Here is a 16007-nt window from a genome sequence, read left to right as displayed (position 1 = left end):
CTTGTGCCCTGATCAGGGCCGAGTCGCTGGGGCGGGAAACATCTCGTCGAACGTCTTGCGGTCGACGATCTCGCCGGTGGACTGGTCGAGGTAGCCGACGATCGCGCCGATGATGTCCTTGACCTGGAGTAGCACCTCACCGTCGCGGGACACCGCGATGGCGCGATTGTCGGGGTTCGGGTCTTCGAGATCGAGATCGACCGGAGTCACGTACAACTCCACGTCTTCGCCGCGGGTAGCCAGGCTGGCGTCCGTGTGACCGCCGTACAGGTCGATGCGCCGGACGTACCGGGGGATCGCCACAGGCGTCCAACGGCCGTGCGCACGTTCCAACACGGCCACGCGGACCAGCCCGTCGAGCAGGACGGACGGCACCAGCAGGTCGGGGAACCAGCGGTGGATGCCGGCGGTGTCCAGGGCCAGCCGTCCGCGGCGACCCAGCGGGTGCACCCGGGTGTCCGTCGTGGAGCGGAACACCTCGCGCAGCAGCACCGGCGAGCCCGGCGCGTGGTAGGGGTCGATCAACGCCTCGCTGCCGTGTTCGTCCCAGTGTGTCCAGCGAGGCCCGGGCGTCGGTCGGTCGCGTAGCCGCACCACGACGGAGAAGTGCAGCCGGTCGCGTACCAGGACCCGTCCGCCCGGCCCGAGCACGTCGCCGGAGATCCGCACCTGCACCACCGACTCGGTGTCGTCGCTGCTCAACAGTCGCGCGGTCAGCCGCTTCGTCCTGCTTCGGCCGTCTCGGTAGACCCGCAGGAAGGACTCCAACCGGAGATCCTCGAAGACGACCGGCACTCGGTCGGGCACCAGCATCACGGCCACCTCGGCGGCCAGTTCTGGTACGAACGTGCCGGGCAGGGTGGGGAACTCGAAGACCTGGTGGTGCTCCAGGTAGCCGTCGCGATCGAGGTCGAAGGTGCGTACGGCGGTCAGCGACGTCGCGTCCCGGTGCACGACATCGTCGATGAACGGTAGCCGCCGCTCGGCCCGGGGTGCCGGTCCCGCCAGCGGCACCGCGGGCTGCGGTGGTATGGCGGACCGGGGCGCTGCGGCGGGCACCTGCCGTGTCGTGGGCTCGGGTGGTGCCGCGGCGCAGAAGTCGAGCAGACCGGGGAGCACCGTGGAGAGCGCGCCCGCCTCGCGGTCACCGAACAGGACGGTCGTGGCCGGCGGCCTCGGACACGCGAGTTCGGCCAGGAAGTGCGCCACGCCCTCCTCGGTCGGGGTGGCCGTGAACCAGCCGGTCCGACTGAGGAACTCCTGCATCACGGTGCTGGCGCCCAGGCCGGTGTCGCGCCACAGCGTCCAGCCGATGGTGTGCTCGGTCGAGCCGTCGTCACGGGCGGCGGCTGCCGTGTTGAGGAAGTCGTTGGCGGAGGCGTAGTCGGTCTCGCCCCGGGTACCGCTGAAGCCCACGAACGATCCGAAGTTGCACCACCGGGCCGGTGGCCGCTCCCGCAGGGCGTCGGCCAGGTTGAGGTAGGTGCGGACCTTCAGGTCACGCACCGTGCGGAAGTCGGCCAGGCTCTTGGAGCGTAGGTCGGAGGCGCGGTTGATGCCGGCGATGTTGATCAGCAGGTCGATGTCGCCCTGTTCGGCCAGGACCGCACCGATGGTCTCCCGCACCGCGGCGGTGTCGCGCAGGTCGCAGCGCAGGTACTGGACCCGGCCGGGTCCGCAGTGCAAGGCGAGTTCGGTCAGCGTACGGCGCATGTGGGCCGCGTCGCGTAGCCGGTCGAACCGCGCGTTGGCCGCCGCGACCGATACCCGGTCCGGGCCGGTGACCTGTTCCCGGATGTACCGGCTGCGCTGCTGCGGGTCGTCGAAATCCAGCACCGGATCGTCGTCTGCCGGTGGCGCGGAGCTGCCGAGGAGCACGATCCGTGGCGCGTAGTGCCGGGCCAGGGCGAGCAGGATCGGCGCGCCGATTCCTCGCGCACCACCCGCCGCCACCACCAGCGACGAACCGTCCAACGGTGGCGGCGCCGCGTCGGGCTCGTCCACCTGCTCCGGACGGGCTCGCGGGGTCGTCCGACGACCGTCGACGTGGTACACGCACGGCAACAGCTGCTCGGCACCGAGTTCTGCCACCGAGGTGGCGAGCGTGGCCGGTACCGGCCCGGCTGCGTGGACGGTGGCGACCACCAGCGCACCGGGACAGTCCAGCGCCAGGCTCTTCGTCAGCCCGGTGAACAGCCCGGTGAACGGCCGCGGCGTGCCGTCGGCGGTGATCCCGTCGAGGACGGTGACCAGATAGCTGCCGCCGTCGACCAGCCGGTCGGCGCTCTCCTGCGCTGCCAGGAACGCCCACTCGTGCAGCCGGAGCAGATCCCCGGACCGGGTCGACCAGCCCGCCACGTGCAGCTCCGGGTCCCGGGTGTCCACGATCACCCGTACGTGTCGGGGTGGCGCCTCCCGTGGTGCCCGCGCCTCGGGCCAGTCCGCCGGTGACAGGTGGCGCACTCCGCCGGACGTGCGTACCTCGACCGTGTCGTCCGAGACGACCAGGACGGTACCGTCGGCCGGCAGCGAGAGTTCCGCGGCGGCGGCGGTCGTGTTGGTCAGCACCAGCACACCCGCCGGCAGCAGTTCCGGCACCGGCCGTATCGCCCGGTAGGGCAGCTCGGCCAGTTCCAGGACGTGCCGGCGCAGCAGCTGTTCGGTCGGTGCGTCGGTCGCGGCCGGACCGGGCCGGCGCAGCCGCAGCGCCCGTACCGAGCCGGCGGCATCGGCGCGTACCGCCACGGTGCCGTACTCGACGCGGCCGGACAGCATCGCGGCGAGCCCGGCGGCGCCGCTCGCCCCGGCCAGTTTCGTGCCGAGCCCGCTCATCGGGTCACCTCCGCTACGGACAACCGGTCCAACTCGGCGAGGATGGGCAGCCCCTCGGCCTCGGCCACCGACCGCCGGGTCAACGCGAACAGGAAAGCGCCCTCGGCCAGTTCGCCCTCCGAGGCGAACACGGCCCGCCACGATGCCAGGGTGTTGCCGTTCACCCCGGCGACCAGCGCCAGGTCGAGGTCGCCGAAGCGCAGGTAGTGGGCGGCGACCTCGAACGCGTCCGCCAGCGAGGCACCGCCGCCGTCCACGGTGATGTTGAGGCCGCGCAGATCGAAGTAGTTGCAGAGCCGGGCCGCGATGACGTTGGGCATCTCGCCCGGGAAGGAGTCCTCGGTCGGCGCGGCGATCCGCCCGGTGACGTCCTGCCGGAGCTGCTTGAGCAGCCGGGCCAGAGCCTCCGGATCGCGGGCCTCCGTACCGACGCGGTCCAGCTCGTCGAGGTAGCAGCGCAGCGCGAGCAGGACCGCGTTGCGGGTCGGACCCGCGTGCGCGACCACCACTCCGGTCCGCTCGCGGCGACGCTCGCAGGCCTGGCGTACCTGCCCGTCGAGGCGCTGCATGCACTCGACCAGCATCAGTTGGGTCCGGTCGGTGGCCCTCGCCGCCGGCGGCGGCATCTGGAGCTTCGGGAACGGCGGATGGGGATAGACCGGACCGAAGGTGTGCGGGGCACCGGCACGGCCGACGGAGCAGTCCGCGACCGCTTCGGTGTCGTCCACTCCGGGCAGGTGTCCCGACCAGCCGACCAGCACCAGCGGATCGGTGTGCGGCTCGCCGTAGCCGTAGGCGCCCTTCACGTCCGGGCGGTACTCGCTGACCAGCAGATGGGCGTTGGTGCCGCCGAATCCGAAAGCGGAGACCGCCGCGGTGCGACACCGGTCCGGCAGGGGCGGCCAGGCGACCGGCTCGCTGGGTACGGCGAGGTTGGAGGTATCCGTTCCGAACGACTCGGGGGTGCCGGTGAACCGGTACTGGGCGGGTATCACCCCGTGCCGCAGGGCCAGCAGCGCGTGGATGACCGACACCACGCCGGCTGCCCAGCCGGTGTGCCCGATCAGCGACTTGTTCGACGTCACCTGGATCGGCGCGTCGCCCGCGTAGGCGGCCCGCAGGGAGAGGAACTCCGCTTCGTCGCCGGCCGGGGTGCCCGTCGCGTGCGCGATGACCATGCCCACGTCGCCGGGGCGGACCGTCGAACGGGTCAGCGCACGGTGCACCGCCAGCTCCTGCCCGCTGCTGGACGGCGCGTAGATCGCCTTACCCTTACCGTCGGCGGAAAGCCCGGAGCCGGCCAGGATGCCGTGGATCTGGTCGCCGTCGGCGAGCGCCCGGGAGAGCCGCTTGAGCGCCACCACACCGGCACCGTCGGAGAAGAGCACCCCGTCGGCGGCACGGTCGAGCGCGCGTACCGCGCCGGTCTTGGACAGGCCACCGAGCTTGGCGAAGAGCACCGAACCACTCGGCATGAGCGCGAACGAGCCGCCGCAGAGCGCGATGTCCGCATCCCCCGTGAGCAGGTCGCGTATACCCAGATCGATCGAGTACAGCGAGGACGAGCAGGCGGTGTCCACCATCGTCACCCGAGCGTCGTCCGGCAGGATTCCGGCCACCGCGGCGCGCCCGACCTGGTGCGGCAGGGCCGCCGGCCGGTCCGGGGACTGGTGCGGCAGCACCCGGTCGAGCAGGATACGCAGGTCGTCGCGTACCGCGGGCTCGTCCGCCGCGGTTCCAGCCATCGCGAGAAACTCTCGGCTCGCCAGCGCCTCGAACAGGTGCTGGCTGCCGTCCGGCGTGTACCCGACCCAGACGCCGTACCGGTCGCCGGGGCGCCGTTTGACGCCGTCGAGAGCCTGGTGGACGCAGTGCCGCAGCCACCGGATCGTGAAGTCCGTGGTGTCGTCGTCGACGATCGGCTCGCCGGCCATCGCCGGGTGTGGTCGCAGGTCGGTGATGAACCCCGACCTGCGCTGGTAGGTCTTGTCCGGCGCGGTCGGGTCCGGGTGGTGGAAGCCGTCCATCCACCAGCGCTCCGGAGGCACCTCGACGAACAGTTCGGCACCCTCGTTGAGCAGCGACCAGAACCCGTCGGGGTCGGACGCGCCGGGCACCGCGATCCCCATCCCGACGACGACCACCGGGTCGTACGTGGCGTCGTGACCGGTTGGTACGGGGATGGCATCGCTCGTCGCCTCGGGTGGTGCGACAGCCGCTTGCTCGGGAAGCGTGACAGCCGCCTCCTCGGACGGTGCGACAGCCGCTTCCTCGGGGGGCGTGACAGCGGTCGACGGGGCGGGGGCCGGAGGGGCCGCGTCGGGTGACAGCGCCCGATGATGCAGGCTCAGCCCGCCGTCGGCCAACACCGTCTGCCCGGTGATCCAGCCGGCCTCGGGCGACGCGAGCAGCAGGACCACGCCGGCCAGATCCTCTGGCGTGGCGAGTCGCCGCATCGGCGTGGCGTCCACCAGATTGTCCCGCAGCGAGGGAAAGCCGGGAAAGCGGCGACCGACGTCGTTTTCGATCAGGCCGGCCGAGGCGGTGTTCACCCGGATGTCGTCCGCCGCGAACTCGGCCGCCAGATACCGCGTCAGGCTTTCCAGGGCCGCCTTGGACACCCCGACGGACAGATAGTTGGCCGGGGCGTGCGTGGCGCCCATGGACGAGACGTTGACGATGCACGACCCCGGGGTGGCGGCAAGTAGCGGGCGGGCGGTGCGTGAGCACCACAGCGGTCCCTTGACGTTGATGTCGAAAGCGCGGTCCAGGTGCTCGTCGGTGATGTCGTCGATCGTGGCGAAGGTCCCGGTGGCGGCATTGTTCACCAGCACGTCGAGCCGGCCGTACTCGTCGCGCACCTGGTCGAACATCTGCTCAAGTTGCGCCGGTCGGGCCACTGATGCGCGCAGCGGCTTCGCCCGTCCGCCCGCTGCGACCACCTCAGCGGCCAGTTCCTTCGCCGCTGGCCAGGAATGGAAGCAGTTGATCAGGACGGTGGCACCGGTCGCCGCGAAACCTCGGACGATCTCCCGGCCGACGCTGCCGGCCCCGCCGGTGACCAGGACCACCCGTCCGCCCGTCATCGGACCTGCCCGCTCGCGAGGTTCCCGTGCACGAGGTCGACCACGTTGCCGAAGGTGCGGTACTCGCCGATGCGCATCCCCTCGGGGCGCATACCCAGCGCGAACGTCTGGCCGATGCGGTTGAGCAGTTCGGTCTGCTTGACCGAGTCCACACCGAGGTCCGCCTCCAGTTGCGCAGCGTCCTCGAAGACCTCCTCCGGGTATTCGAGAGCCTGGGCGTACATGGCGCGCAGTTGCGCGGCGATCTCGGACCGGGGTAGCGCCGACCGACCGGCCGCTTCCCGTACGTCCGGGGTCGCCGCGGCCGGCGTGGGGGCTGGCGGAGCGGGCGGCGCAGTGGGCGTCGCGGTCGGCGGGACGGGCGTAGCGCGCACGGTGGCGGCCGGCGGGACGGCGACGGTCGACGACGGTACGAGGAAGGCAGCGGCCTCCGCGATGGTCGTCGCGGTCTCGGTCACCGGCGTCAACACCGTGACGTCGGGGTGGAGCGAACGGACCACGTTGGTCAGCGCCCGACCCGCGCCGAGTTCCACCCAGACCCGAGCGCCCGCCCGGTGCAGCCGGCCAACGGTGCCGGCAAAGTCCACGGGCAGCACAAGGTGCGCGGAGAGCATCGCGGCCAGGTCGTCGTCCGCCCGATAGAACCGGCCCAGGATCGGGGAGAAGACCGGGGTGTGCATGGGCGCGGCACGCAGCCCCGTGAGCCGCTCCGCGAGCGCCTGTCGGGCGGTCGTCAACATGGTGTGATGAAACGGGTACGCCGAGAGCAGCGGTGTGGCCGGCACTCCGATCGCGGCGGCGATCGCCTTGACCCGGCGCAGCGCGTCGGCGGACCCGGAGACCACCACCTGTTCCGGCCCGTTGTCGGACGCGATCACCGGGCCGGCGTGGTCGAGTAGCGCGAGCACGGCGTCCATCCGGTCCCGGCCGCAACCGACAGCGACGAGCCCGCCTTCGGCCGTGGCGTGCTCCCGCAGTACGGCGATCCGGTGGCAGAGCACGGACGCGCCCTGCTCGACGCTGAGGGCACCTCCGGCCACCAGCGCGGCGATCTCGCCCATGCTGTGGCCGATCAGCGCGCCGAACGCGCCGCCACGGCGGCGTAGCGCGTCGTGTGTCGCGACGGTGGTGGTGAAGATCGCGAGCTGCATGGTGTCGGGCGAGTCGGCGAACAACTGTTGGGTGCTCGGCGGCTCACCAGCGCGTAGGCCGGCGATCGGATGGTGGCCGAGCATGGCCGCGCTGACCCGATCGACCTGCTCGACGAGCTTTTCCAGTTCCCGGTCGGCACCGATGAAGTCCAGGCAGCCGGGGAAATAGGCACCCTGTCCGGGGAAAACACCGACAGCAATCTCTGGTTGATCGAACATCAGATCTCCTCCGCTATCCCCTCGTGTGGTGTCACCGACGCTGAAGCGCCGCCACCGGCCGGAGGTCTGGCGAGCCGGCCCTGTCCTCCTGTCCTCCGCTCCTCGGCCGTGCCGAGGCCAGCTCCCGACCCCTTGGTCCAAACACAGGAGACGGTCGGCCGGTGGGAAAGACGTTAGGTCGTCGACTGCGATGCACGTTAGGTCGTCGACCGGGATACATCAGGTCCGCGACCTCTCGCCGGCGGCCGTAGCCCACCTACGAAGGAGCCGAGTGCCCACCCTGGACGTGTACTTTCTCGCCCTGCACGAGCCGTACTCGGCGCCGACGCACCTGACTGACCGTCCTCAGCAGGCAGACGTCGGGTTACGAGACATCTCTCAGCTAGTGGGCTGTCCACGAACGTTTCCGGGTTCAGACACGTCGGACGGCTTGTGCCGGCTGGCACCAGCCGGGTGCGGGATCAGTCGACGAGGACGGCCGAGGCGCCCAGGACTGTTGACCTTGCCCAAGGGTGAAGGCCGACACTGTCTGTGGCGAGCGAGCTTGGCGAGGTGTGCGCTTGTCGCTGACCGGACACCAATGAGAGGGGCTTACATGGATGAGGACGGTCTCCTGGCAGAACAGATGGCCTACTACCGGGCCGGTGCGGCCGAATACGACCGGCCCTATACAGAGTACGAAGACCTGCAGAGGTTGTTGGCTGTCGTCGATGACCTTCCGATCGCCGGGGATGTGCTCGAGTTGGCCTGCGGAACAGGTCAGTGGACCTCTCTGCTCGCTGCGCGGGCACATTCGGTGACAGCTGTCGATGCGGCATCCGAAGTGTTAGCCCTGGCTCGGGCGCGCACCGCATCCCCTACCGTGCAGTTCATTGAGGCCGACTTGTTTGAGTGGCAGCCGCCACGACGCTACGACACCGTGTTCTTCGCCTTCTGGCTCTCCCATGTACCGCCGGCACGCTTGCCCGACTTCTGGAACGCCGTCGCCACCGCGCTCGCGCCGGGCGGCAAAGCAGTCTTCATCGACGACGGCCCCGCCGTAGCCGCCAGCGAAGAAGTCCTCGCGAACCAGCCGACCCCGGCGGTGCTGCGCCGGCTCGATGACGGCAGCCAGTACCGCATCGTGAAGGTATTCCATGATGCTCAGACCCTCACGGACGTCCTCACAGCGCTGGGGTGGTCGGTCGGCATCCGGCCCATGGGCGGGAACTTCGTCGGCATCGCAGAACCCCCGACCACCCCAGGCGAAGAGCCCGCAACCGTGCCAGCATCCTGAGCCAGGCGGTGCCGTACCGACACGGCCACCCGCATTCTCCAAAGGTCGTGCGCTGACGAGAGGACACCGCGTCCGGACGGGCCAGTCCTGGCCCGGATGACCGCGCGGGAAAGGACCACGGCCTGCGGCGGGTTCAGTGCACGGGTGACCCGTGCAAACGACACGGTCGAATCATGACAGCACGGGGATCGGCATTGTGTTCCCGGATGGGCAGGCTGAGGTCATGGAAGACGTCGTCATTGAAGTGAACCAGCTGCGTCGTAGCTATGGGGAGTTCGAGGCGGTCCGGGGGGTGTCTTTGGCCATCGGCCGGGGCGAGCTGTTCGCCCTGCTGGGCACCAACGGCGCCGGCAAGACCACCACGATCGAGGCGCTCGAGGGGTTGCAGCGGCCGACCTCAGGCGAGGTGCGGGTGCTCGGCCTGGACCCGATCGCCGACCGCTCCGCTGTACGTCCGCGGACCGGCGTGATGCTCCAGCACGGCGGTTTCACCGGCGCCCTGACCGTACGCGAGACGATCGAGTCCTGGCGGGCGCTCACCGTTCGTCCGCGCACCACCCGCGACATGCTCGAGACGGTGGAACTGGCCGACCGGGCCGACGTCGCCGTCGAGCAGCTCTCCGGCGGCGAGGGCCGGCGGCTGGAGCTGGCGCTGGCCGTGCTGGGCCGGCCGGAGGTGCTCTTCCTCGATGAGCCGACCACCGGTATGGATCCGGCCTCGCGGCGCCGCACCTGGGATGTCGTCCGCGAGCTGCAGGCGGGCGGGACCACCATCCTGCTCACCACGCACTACCTCGAAGAGGCGGAGGTGCTCGCCGACCGGGTGGCGATCATGCAGGGCGGGCACATCGTGTCTCGCGGGACGCCCGAGGAGGTGGTGCACACGCTGCCGGCGCGGATCACGTTCCGCTCACCGGAGGGGTACGACCTGCCCGATCTGCCGCACGGCACGCTCTCGGTGGACGGCGACCGCGTCGCCTACGAGACCCGCGACCTGCAGGGCGACCTCTCCCGGCTACTGGACTGGGCCAAAACCACCGGAGTGCGGCTGTACGGGCTCTCCGCGCGCCCCGCCACCCTCGAGGACGTATTCCTGGACATCGCCGGCGAGCACGCTAACGCCGGTCAGCGACCGGAACGTGAGGAAGTTCGATGACCACCGTCACGACGGATCGGGCGGCGCGGCCGTCCTGGCAGATGCTCGCCCTGCTGCGCATAGAGCTGCTGGCGCTGCGGCGCAACTGGACCGCCACCGCCCTCTCCGTGGTCACTCCGCTGCTCATCGGGTTGCTGTTGACCAGCGGATACGGCGGCCAGGCCGTCCCCGGAGTGCGCCGGGTGGTCAGCGTGACCGCGCTGATCATGGTCTTCGTGGTGCACCACCATCTGACCACCGTCTACGCCTCGCGCCGGCAGGAGAACGTGCTCAAGCGGATGCGTGTGGGTCTGCCGTCCGACCGCACCATCCTGCTCGGCACCGCCAGCAGCACGGTGCTCACCTTCCTGGCACAGACCGCCGTCCTGGCGCTCTACGCCATCCTGGCGCTCGACCTGCCGGTGCCGCGACACCCGCTGGTGATCCTGCTTGCCTTGCTGCTGGGCGCCGCGGTGATGGCAGCCTTCGCCGCGGTACTGTCCGCGGTCACCCGCAGCTCCGAGGCCGCGATGCTGACCACCCTGCCATCCATGGTGATCTTCTTGGCCGCCCCGGGTGCACTGCTGCCGCTGGGCGCGCTGCCGGAGCCGATTGAGCGGGTGCTGTGGTTCCTGCCGACCGGCCCGTTCACCGAACTGCTGCGCGTCGGGTGGCTGGCACAGACCGACGGGGGCCGGGCGCTCGGCTTCTGGGACAGTCACCTGCTCGCACTGCCCTCGGCCGGTGTGCTGCTGGTGTGGCTGGTCATCGGCGCCTGGCTGACCCGCCGCTTCTTCCGGTGGGAGCCCCGGCACGTCTGATCCGACGCCGGCCCATCATGCCTGCTCCGCTCGGCGCCCGACATCCAGGTGGTGGCTGGTATCCGACGGGCGCGGCGCGGTGCCCTGCGCGCCGGTCGGTGTGTCGACGGCTCCCACTCTCACGGCCGCTTGTGATCAGTGTGCAACGACGACGGTGCGTACGACGCCATCAGCAGTCTCGGATGCTCGTCGAAAACCCCACCAGATCACACCCGGTAGTACTGCACGACGCAGAACTCGTTGTCCTCCGGGTCGGTCATGACGAGGACTGCGCCCTCTTGGTAGTCATGCCGTTCACCTGTCCACCGCCCGCCCAACATCCCGATCCGCTCGACCGCTTCGTCGACGTCGGTAACGGCGATGTCGAGGTGTAGTCGCGTCTTGCCGGCCTTGGGCTCCGGGACCGGCTGGAATGTCAGCACCGGGCTGCCCTCGGCGACAGTGACGCGCCGCCAGCCGGGAAGAGACTCCGTCACGCGGCCTCCAAGCACGACGGACCAGAAGTCAGCCAGTCGCTGCGGATCCCGGCAGTCGACCGTGACTCCGGCAAGTCGGCCCAGTGTCTCCACGACACCGACCATAGCGACGATGTGCAGCCCGCTCCCAGGGCCCGATGAGATGGACGTACCCGAGAGTTGAACCCGAACCCGGGTGCGGGCGGTGCCTGGCCGCCCGCACCCGGTTGGTCCGACGTCGTCGACCCGCCTTAGCGGGACACCGGGGTCGCCCGGTCCAGCGCGGGCGGGCGGACCGGGGACGCGTTCTCCAGGTAGCGCCACAGAGCGTCACCGCCGTTGTACAGGCTGCGGTCCTGCTTGCGCGCCTCGAACAGCGCGGTGAACCCGGATGTGGCGTTCTTGGCGAAGAAGTTGTTCGCCAGGGTCGCAATCCGATACGTCGACTTGAGCCTCAACGGCTTGCCGCCGATCCGCACGCTGCCGGGTTCCACCCGGTCGCCGACCGGCCTGGACAGGTCGTAGCGATACCGGACGTTGCCCGACACCGCCATGTGCCGGTACGTCACGGTGCCGTCCGCCGCCTGCTGCCACTGGCTCTCCAGCAGTTGGTCGAGCTGGGCGCCTGTCACGTCGCCCCGGACGAGCCCCACCCCGATGCCGCTGTCGTAGACGGTGCCCAGCGCGAGCTCGGAGAAGAGCACCCGGCCCGGTGCGTCGGCCGGGTTGGCAGGGTCGGCGGCGTACCGGACGTCCCGGCGCAGGATGCCGGGCATCGCGACCGCCAGATCGGCCTTGCCGTCCCGGTTCGCGGCCCAGAGGAACGCGTCGGCGGTGGCGTCATACATGGTCGACTCGGCGCTGTCACCCGGGGCCCGGGTCAGGTCCGCGGTCACCCGCGCGACCGGCAGGTTCGCCCGCTTCGCCAGCTCAGTCCGCCAGTAGTCGGCGATCCGCAGGGTCTCGGGGTCCGGAGTCACGTCCTGGGTGTTGGCGTGGTTGACCGAGGTCGTCCGGTCCCGCAGCACCTCGCCGGTACGCGGGTCGAGCTGGAGGTTGATCTCGTTGAACAGTCGGCCGTGGTTGGCCGCCTCCACCACCGGACGCGGGTTGCCGGCCGGGTCGGGGAGCATGCAGTTCACCAGGGCGTGCCAGTGGCCGGTGACGATCGCGTCGACGTCCGCGCTGATCCGGGCGTTGGCGTCGTACATCGGGCCGAACGGGTTGACGCACTCGTCGTACCCGGCACCGGCCTCCTGGGAGAAGCCCTCGTGGATGACCGCCACGATGGCCTTCACGCCCTGCCGGCGCAGCTCGGCCGCGTACTTGTTGACCGTGTCAGCCTCGTCGAGGAAGTCGAACCCCTTCGGGGTGTAGGACATCTGCTCCTCGGACATCAGCTTGGTGGTGGCGTGCACGAAGCCGACCGGCAGCCGACCGCCGTGCCCGTCGCTGACGTACTCGACGTGGTACGGCGGCAGCTTGGGCTTGCCGCTGCGGTCGTCCACGACGCTGCCGGAGTAGTAGTCGTAGTCCGCGCCGTGGAAGCGCCGGCCGGTGGAGTCGGTGAAGCAGATGTCGTTGTCGGGCCGCCACCGGCAGGTGCCATCGTCCATGTGCCGGAGGAACTCGTAGCCCCGATCCATCTCGTGGTTGCCGACCGTGGAGAATTCCAGCCCGATCGAGTTCAGGTATTCGATGGTCGGCTCGTTCCAGAACCACCCGGTCTCGTTCGGCCAACCGCTGAAGTCGTCCCCGGCCGAGAAGAGGATGGAGTTCCGCTGGCCGGCTTGGCGCTGCTTGAGGTGTGCCGTCAGGTAGGCGCCGCCGCCGACCTGACGGGCCGGCTCGCCGGCCCGGGCTCCGGGCACGGTCGTGGTGTAGTCGCCGAAGTAGCCGTGCAGGTCCGTGATGGACAAGAGTTGCACCGGGACCGGCGTACCCGGCCGGGCGCCGGCCGGCGAGGCCGAGGCAGCCGGCGACGCCGCCCCACCGGCCAGCAGCAAGCCGGCGGCCACCGCGGCGGCCAGGGCGGTTCGGCCACGCCGGAGCAATCGAGCGCTGTCAAGCATGTGTCGGGCTCCCAAGGGTGGTACGGGTTGGTTCGCCCGGACAGCCTCTGCCCAGTTGATCAACATTGTGTGAACTGCCGTGGTGCTCGGCCTGACCACGCACTGACGATGCGCCGCTGAGCCGGCAAGGCCGCTCGCCGTGCGGGGTCACCGGAGTTATTCATCCTGGTAACTTGCTGCGCTATGCGGAGCACCACCCTTCTGATGGCGGCGTGGCTGGCCACCACCGTCGTGGTTGCCCCCGAAGGGGTGCAGGCGGCGAACACCGGCCCGGGTGCCACGTCGGCTGTCATGGAGCACTTCAACGATGCTGAGTTCGGCACCGTGCCAGCCGGCTGGGGTACCGATACGTCCGGCGGGACCGTCGGGGTCGCCGCCGTCCCAGACGCGGTGGACCGCAGCCTCCGGCTCACGAAGACCGCGACTGACGCAGCTTCGTCGACGATTGTGGAGCGGCGGACGACAGCCGGTCTCACCGGCGTCGTCGAGGCGGAGGTACGCGTCCGCGTCGACTCGGCGGTAAGTGCGTTCAACGTGCTCTACGTGGCCAGCCGGACCGGCGTGCCGGTGGCGAGCATCGGCATCCGCGCCGGGCGCTACTACAACGCCGGCCCGAATCAGACGCTCGCGGCCGCGTCGCAGGGCTGGCACGTCGTGCGTGTCGAGCTGCGCACCGACGACCAGACCTTCGACCTGCACGTCGATGGTGCCAAGCTGCTCGACGCCGCGCCGTTCCGCACTCCGGCCGCCGATGTCGGCCGGCTCACGTTCGGCCTCGGTCCCGGCGCCACCAACCTCGGCACGATGTGGGTCGACAACGTGAGCCTGCGAAGGGTGCCCGAGGACACCGCGGCGTACCAGGCCAAGGACCTGTTCGACGACGTGCCGGTCGGTACCGTGGCGCCGGGCTACGTGGTTGCCGGTGGCGGGGGCACCGTCGATGCGCAGCCCGTGCCGAGCGACGCCGACCGCAGCCTGCGCATCACCAAGACCACCAGCACTCAGGAGTTGACCGCCACCCGTGCGTTGAGGACACCACAGAAGGGCGTCGTGATGGTGCAGGCCAACTTGCGGACGGAGTCGACGACCGGTGTCAAGATGGCGCTGTACATCCGCAGTTCCACTGGCAGGATCTCGGCCTCGCTACAGTTCAGCAACTCGGTTCTGCAGTACGTATCCGGCGGGGTCAGCCATGTCCTGCTCTCCGGTGTGCAGCCCGGCGAGTGGTACACGGTCCGCCTCGTGCTCGACGTCCCGGGCCGACAGTTCGTGGCCTACGCAGACGGCCGGCGCTTTCCGGCGGTGAGCACCACGGCAAGACCCACCCACTTCCCGTTCCGCGACCCGGCCGCGGCCGATGTGGCGCAACTCGTCCTCGGCGTCGGCGCCGGCCAGGTCGGCACCCTGTACGCCGACAAGGTTCTCGCGTATCCGGTTCCCGACCAGACGCCGACCGGGCCGGTTGTGGACGTGCGCTCGTTCGGCGCGACCGGGAACGGCACCACCGACGACACCGCAGCGGTCCAGGCGGCGGTGAACGCGACTCCCACTGGTGGTTCGGTCCTGCTCAGCGGCGGTGTGTTCCGCACCGGGACGATCATGTTGAAGTCCGATATGACGTTCTTCGTGGCACCCGATGCCATGCTGCTGGGCACCTGGGATGACGCTGCCTACCCCTCCGTTGCGAGGATCGCCCCGAGCCGCCCTTTCGTCGGCGGCGTGCTCACCAAGGCGCTGCTCTTCTCCCACCGGGCAAACAATCTGACCATCGAGGGCGGCGGAGTCATCCACGGCAACGGCACGAATCCCGCCTGGGCCGGCGGCCAGCCCGGGCCCGCCGAGAACCACCGTCCGGCCGGCATGTTCCTCACCTCCGGCAGCAATGTCACCATCCGTGACATCTACCTGAAGGACGCCGCGTTCTGGGGCATCGTGCCCGCCGAAATCGACGGCCTGACCATCACCGACGTCGCGGTCGACGGCAACATCGACGGAAACCGTGACGGCATCGACGTCGTCGACGGTCACGATGTCCTCATCGAACGGGTGGACGTCTACAGCGATGACGACTCGATCTGCTTCAAGAGTCACTTCTCGACCAGCCAGCGCGTCTCCAGCCGCGGAGTCGTCGGGGCCGTCGTCCGGCTGTCGAGCGTGTCCGCCTCCGGACGGGCGAACGGCGTCAAGCTCGGCACCGCCAGCGACGGCGCCTTCGCCGACATCACGGTCGAGGACGTCCTTGTCAAACGACCGCGCAACGCGGGGATCGTCGTCACCGAGGTTGGCGGCGGGACGGTCACCAATGCCCGGTTCCGGCGTGTCACGATCGACCAGACCCAGCGGGCGATCTTCGTACTGATCGGGCGCCGAACCGGAGCACCCGACCCCCGGTGGATCAGCGGCCTGCGCTTCGAGGACATCACTGCTACCCGCATCGCTGATGCGGCGCCCAACCATCTTGCGACGGGAGCCGTGCTCTCGGGTACCAAGGAGAGCACGGGCGCCACGTACGGGATGTACGACATCCTCCTGAGCAATGTGAAAGTCAACGTCACCGTCGGCGGATCGGTCGCTCCGCAGACTCCGAACGAGTACAACGGCGACTATCCCGAGAGCACCCGCTGGCCCTACCTTGCGGCGTACGGCTTCTCCATTCGACACGCAGACGGGGTGACCCTGCGTAACAGCTCGGCGACGCTTGCGAATCCCGGAGCCCGGCCGATGACAGCCACGGTCGACGTGCTTACGTATGCGACGGGCTGACACGGCAACGGCAGTAGGCGAATCGAGACTCGACTCGCGTTCGTCGGTCTGCGTGTGACGGATGTTGATGTCGATCGGCGGGATCGAGCGGCCTTTTGTCGGCAGCGGCGGGGGGTAGGCGCCCGGCCGCGACCGACACGGCGGGCGACGGCCGGTTTCCGCGCTTCGTCGACGCGGTATCCCGGCGGTGTGGCCTG

9 protein-coding genes are annotated in these 16007 nt (G+C 69.9%); 4 read left to right on the top strand and 5 right to left on the bottom strand.

Annotation, left to right across the window (positions count from 1 at the left end; translation table 11 throughout):
- Window positions 1–12: 12 nt before the first annotated feature.
- From AB0O48_RS17355 to AB0O48_RS17345, 3 genes are read right to left on the bottom strand one after another with little or no spacing between them, the layout of a single operon-like run.
- Window positions 13–2832 (bottom strand): SDR family NAD(P)-dependent oxidoreductase, encoded by a 2820-nt coding sequence (locus AB0O48_RS17355; protein WP_365066626.1) that lies wholly within the window; start codon window positions 2830–2832, stop codon window positions 13–15.
- Entirely contained in the window at window positions 2829–5918 is a 3090-nt protein-coding gene (locus AB0O48_RS17350; RefSeq protein WP_365066624.1) for an SDR family oxidoreductase, read from the bottom strand. Before AB0O48_RS17350 ends, AB0O48_RS17355 begins: the two co-directional genes overlap by 4 nt.
- Complete coding sequence (locus tag AB0O48_RS17345; protein WP_365066621.1) at window positions 5915–7288, bottom strand: acyltransferase domain-containing protein; 1374 nt, start codon at window positions 7286–7288, stop codon at window positions 5915–5917. Before AB0O48_RS17345 ends, AB0O48_RS17350 begins: the two co-directional genes overlap by 4 nt.
- A gap of 595 nt (window positions 7289–7883) precedes the next feature.
- On the opposite strand from AB0O48_RS17345, the gene AB0O48_RS17340 reads away from it, so the two are divergent.
- The 3 genes from AB0O48_RS17340 (at window position 7884) to AB0O48_RS17330 (ending at window position 10520) form a co-directional block, all read left to right on the top strand.
- Complete coding sequence (locus AB0O48_RS17340; protein ID WP_357570497.1) at window positions 7884–8564, top strand: class I SAM-dependent methyltransferase; 681 nt, start codon at window positions 7884–7886, stop codon at window positions 8562–8564.
- A gap of 223 nt (window positions 8565–8787) precedes the next feature.
- Window positions 8788–9720: an ABC transporter ATP-binding protein gene (locus AB0O48_RS17335; RefSeq protein WP_365066617.1), complete on the top strand. Its 933-nt coding sequence runs from the start codon at window positions 8788–8790 to the stop codon at window positions 9718–9720.
- Window positions 9717–10520, top strand: a complete 804-nt coding sequence (locus AB0O48_RS17330) for an ABC transporter permease (protein WP_365066614.1) — start codon at window positions 9717–9719, stop codon at window positions 10518–10520. Before AB0O48_RS17335 ends, AB0O48_RS17330 begins: the two co-directional genes overlap by 4 nt.
- A 206-nt stretch (window positions 10521–10726) precedes the next feature.
- Here AB0O48_RS17330 and AB0O48_RS17325 read toward each other — a convergent pair whose 3' ends face one another.
- Both AB0O48_RS17325 and AB0O48_RS17320 read right to left on the bottom strand, forming a co-directional pair.
- The gene (locus AB0O48_RS17325) at window positions 10727–11101 is read right to left on the bottom strand and encodes a VOC family protein (protein WP_365066611.1); all 375 of its coding nucleotides are present in this window, start codon (window positions 11099–11101) and stop codon (window positions 10727–10729) included.
- Between the two features lie 125 nt (window positions 11102–11226).
- The gene (locus AB0O48_RS17320) at window positions 11227–13047 is read right to left on the bottom strand and encodes a bifunctional metallophosphatase/5'-nucleotidase (protein WP_365066609.1); all 1821 of its coding nucleotides are present in this window, start codon (window positions 13045–13047) and stop codon (window positions 11227–11229) included.
- Window positions 13048–13614: 567 nt separating this feature from the next.
- On the opposite strand from AB0O48_RS17320, the gene AB0O48_RS17315 reads away from it, so the two are divergent.
- Window positions 13615–15810 (top strand): glycosyl hydrolase family 28 protein, encoded by a 2196-nt coding sequence (locus tag AB0O48_RS17315; protein ID WP_365066606.1) that lies wholly within the window; start codon window positions 13615–13617, stop codon window positions 15808–15810.
- Window positions 15811–16007 lie beyond the last annotated feature (197 nt).

Origin of the sequence: Micromonospora sp. NPDC085948 (assembly GCF_040686315.1) — a bacterium.
Taxonomy (GTDB): Bacteria; Actinomycetota; Actinomycetes; order Mycobacteriales; family Micromonosporaceae; genus Micromonospora.
The sequence above is the reverse complement of the archived record's forward strand: the minus strand, read 5'-3'. Positions and strand labels throughout refer to the sequence as shown.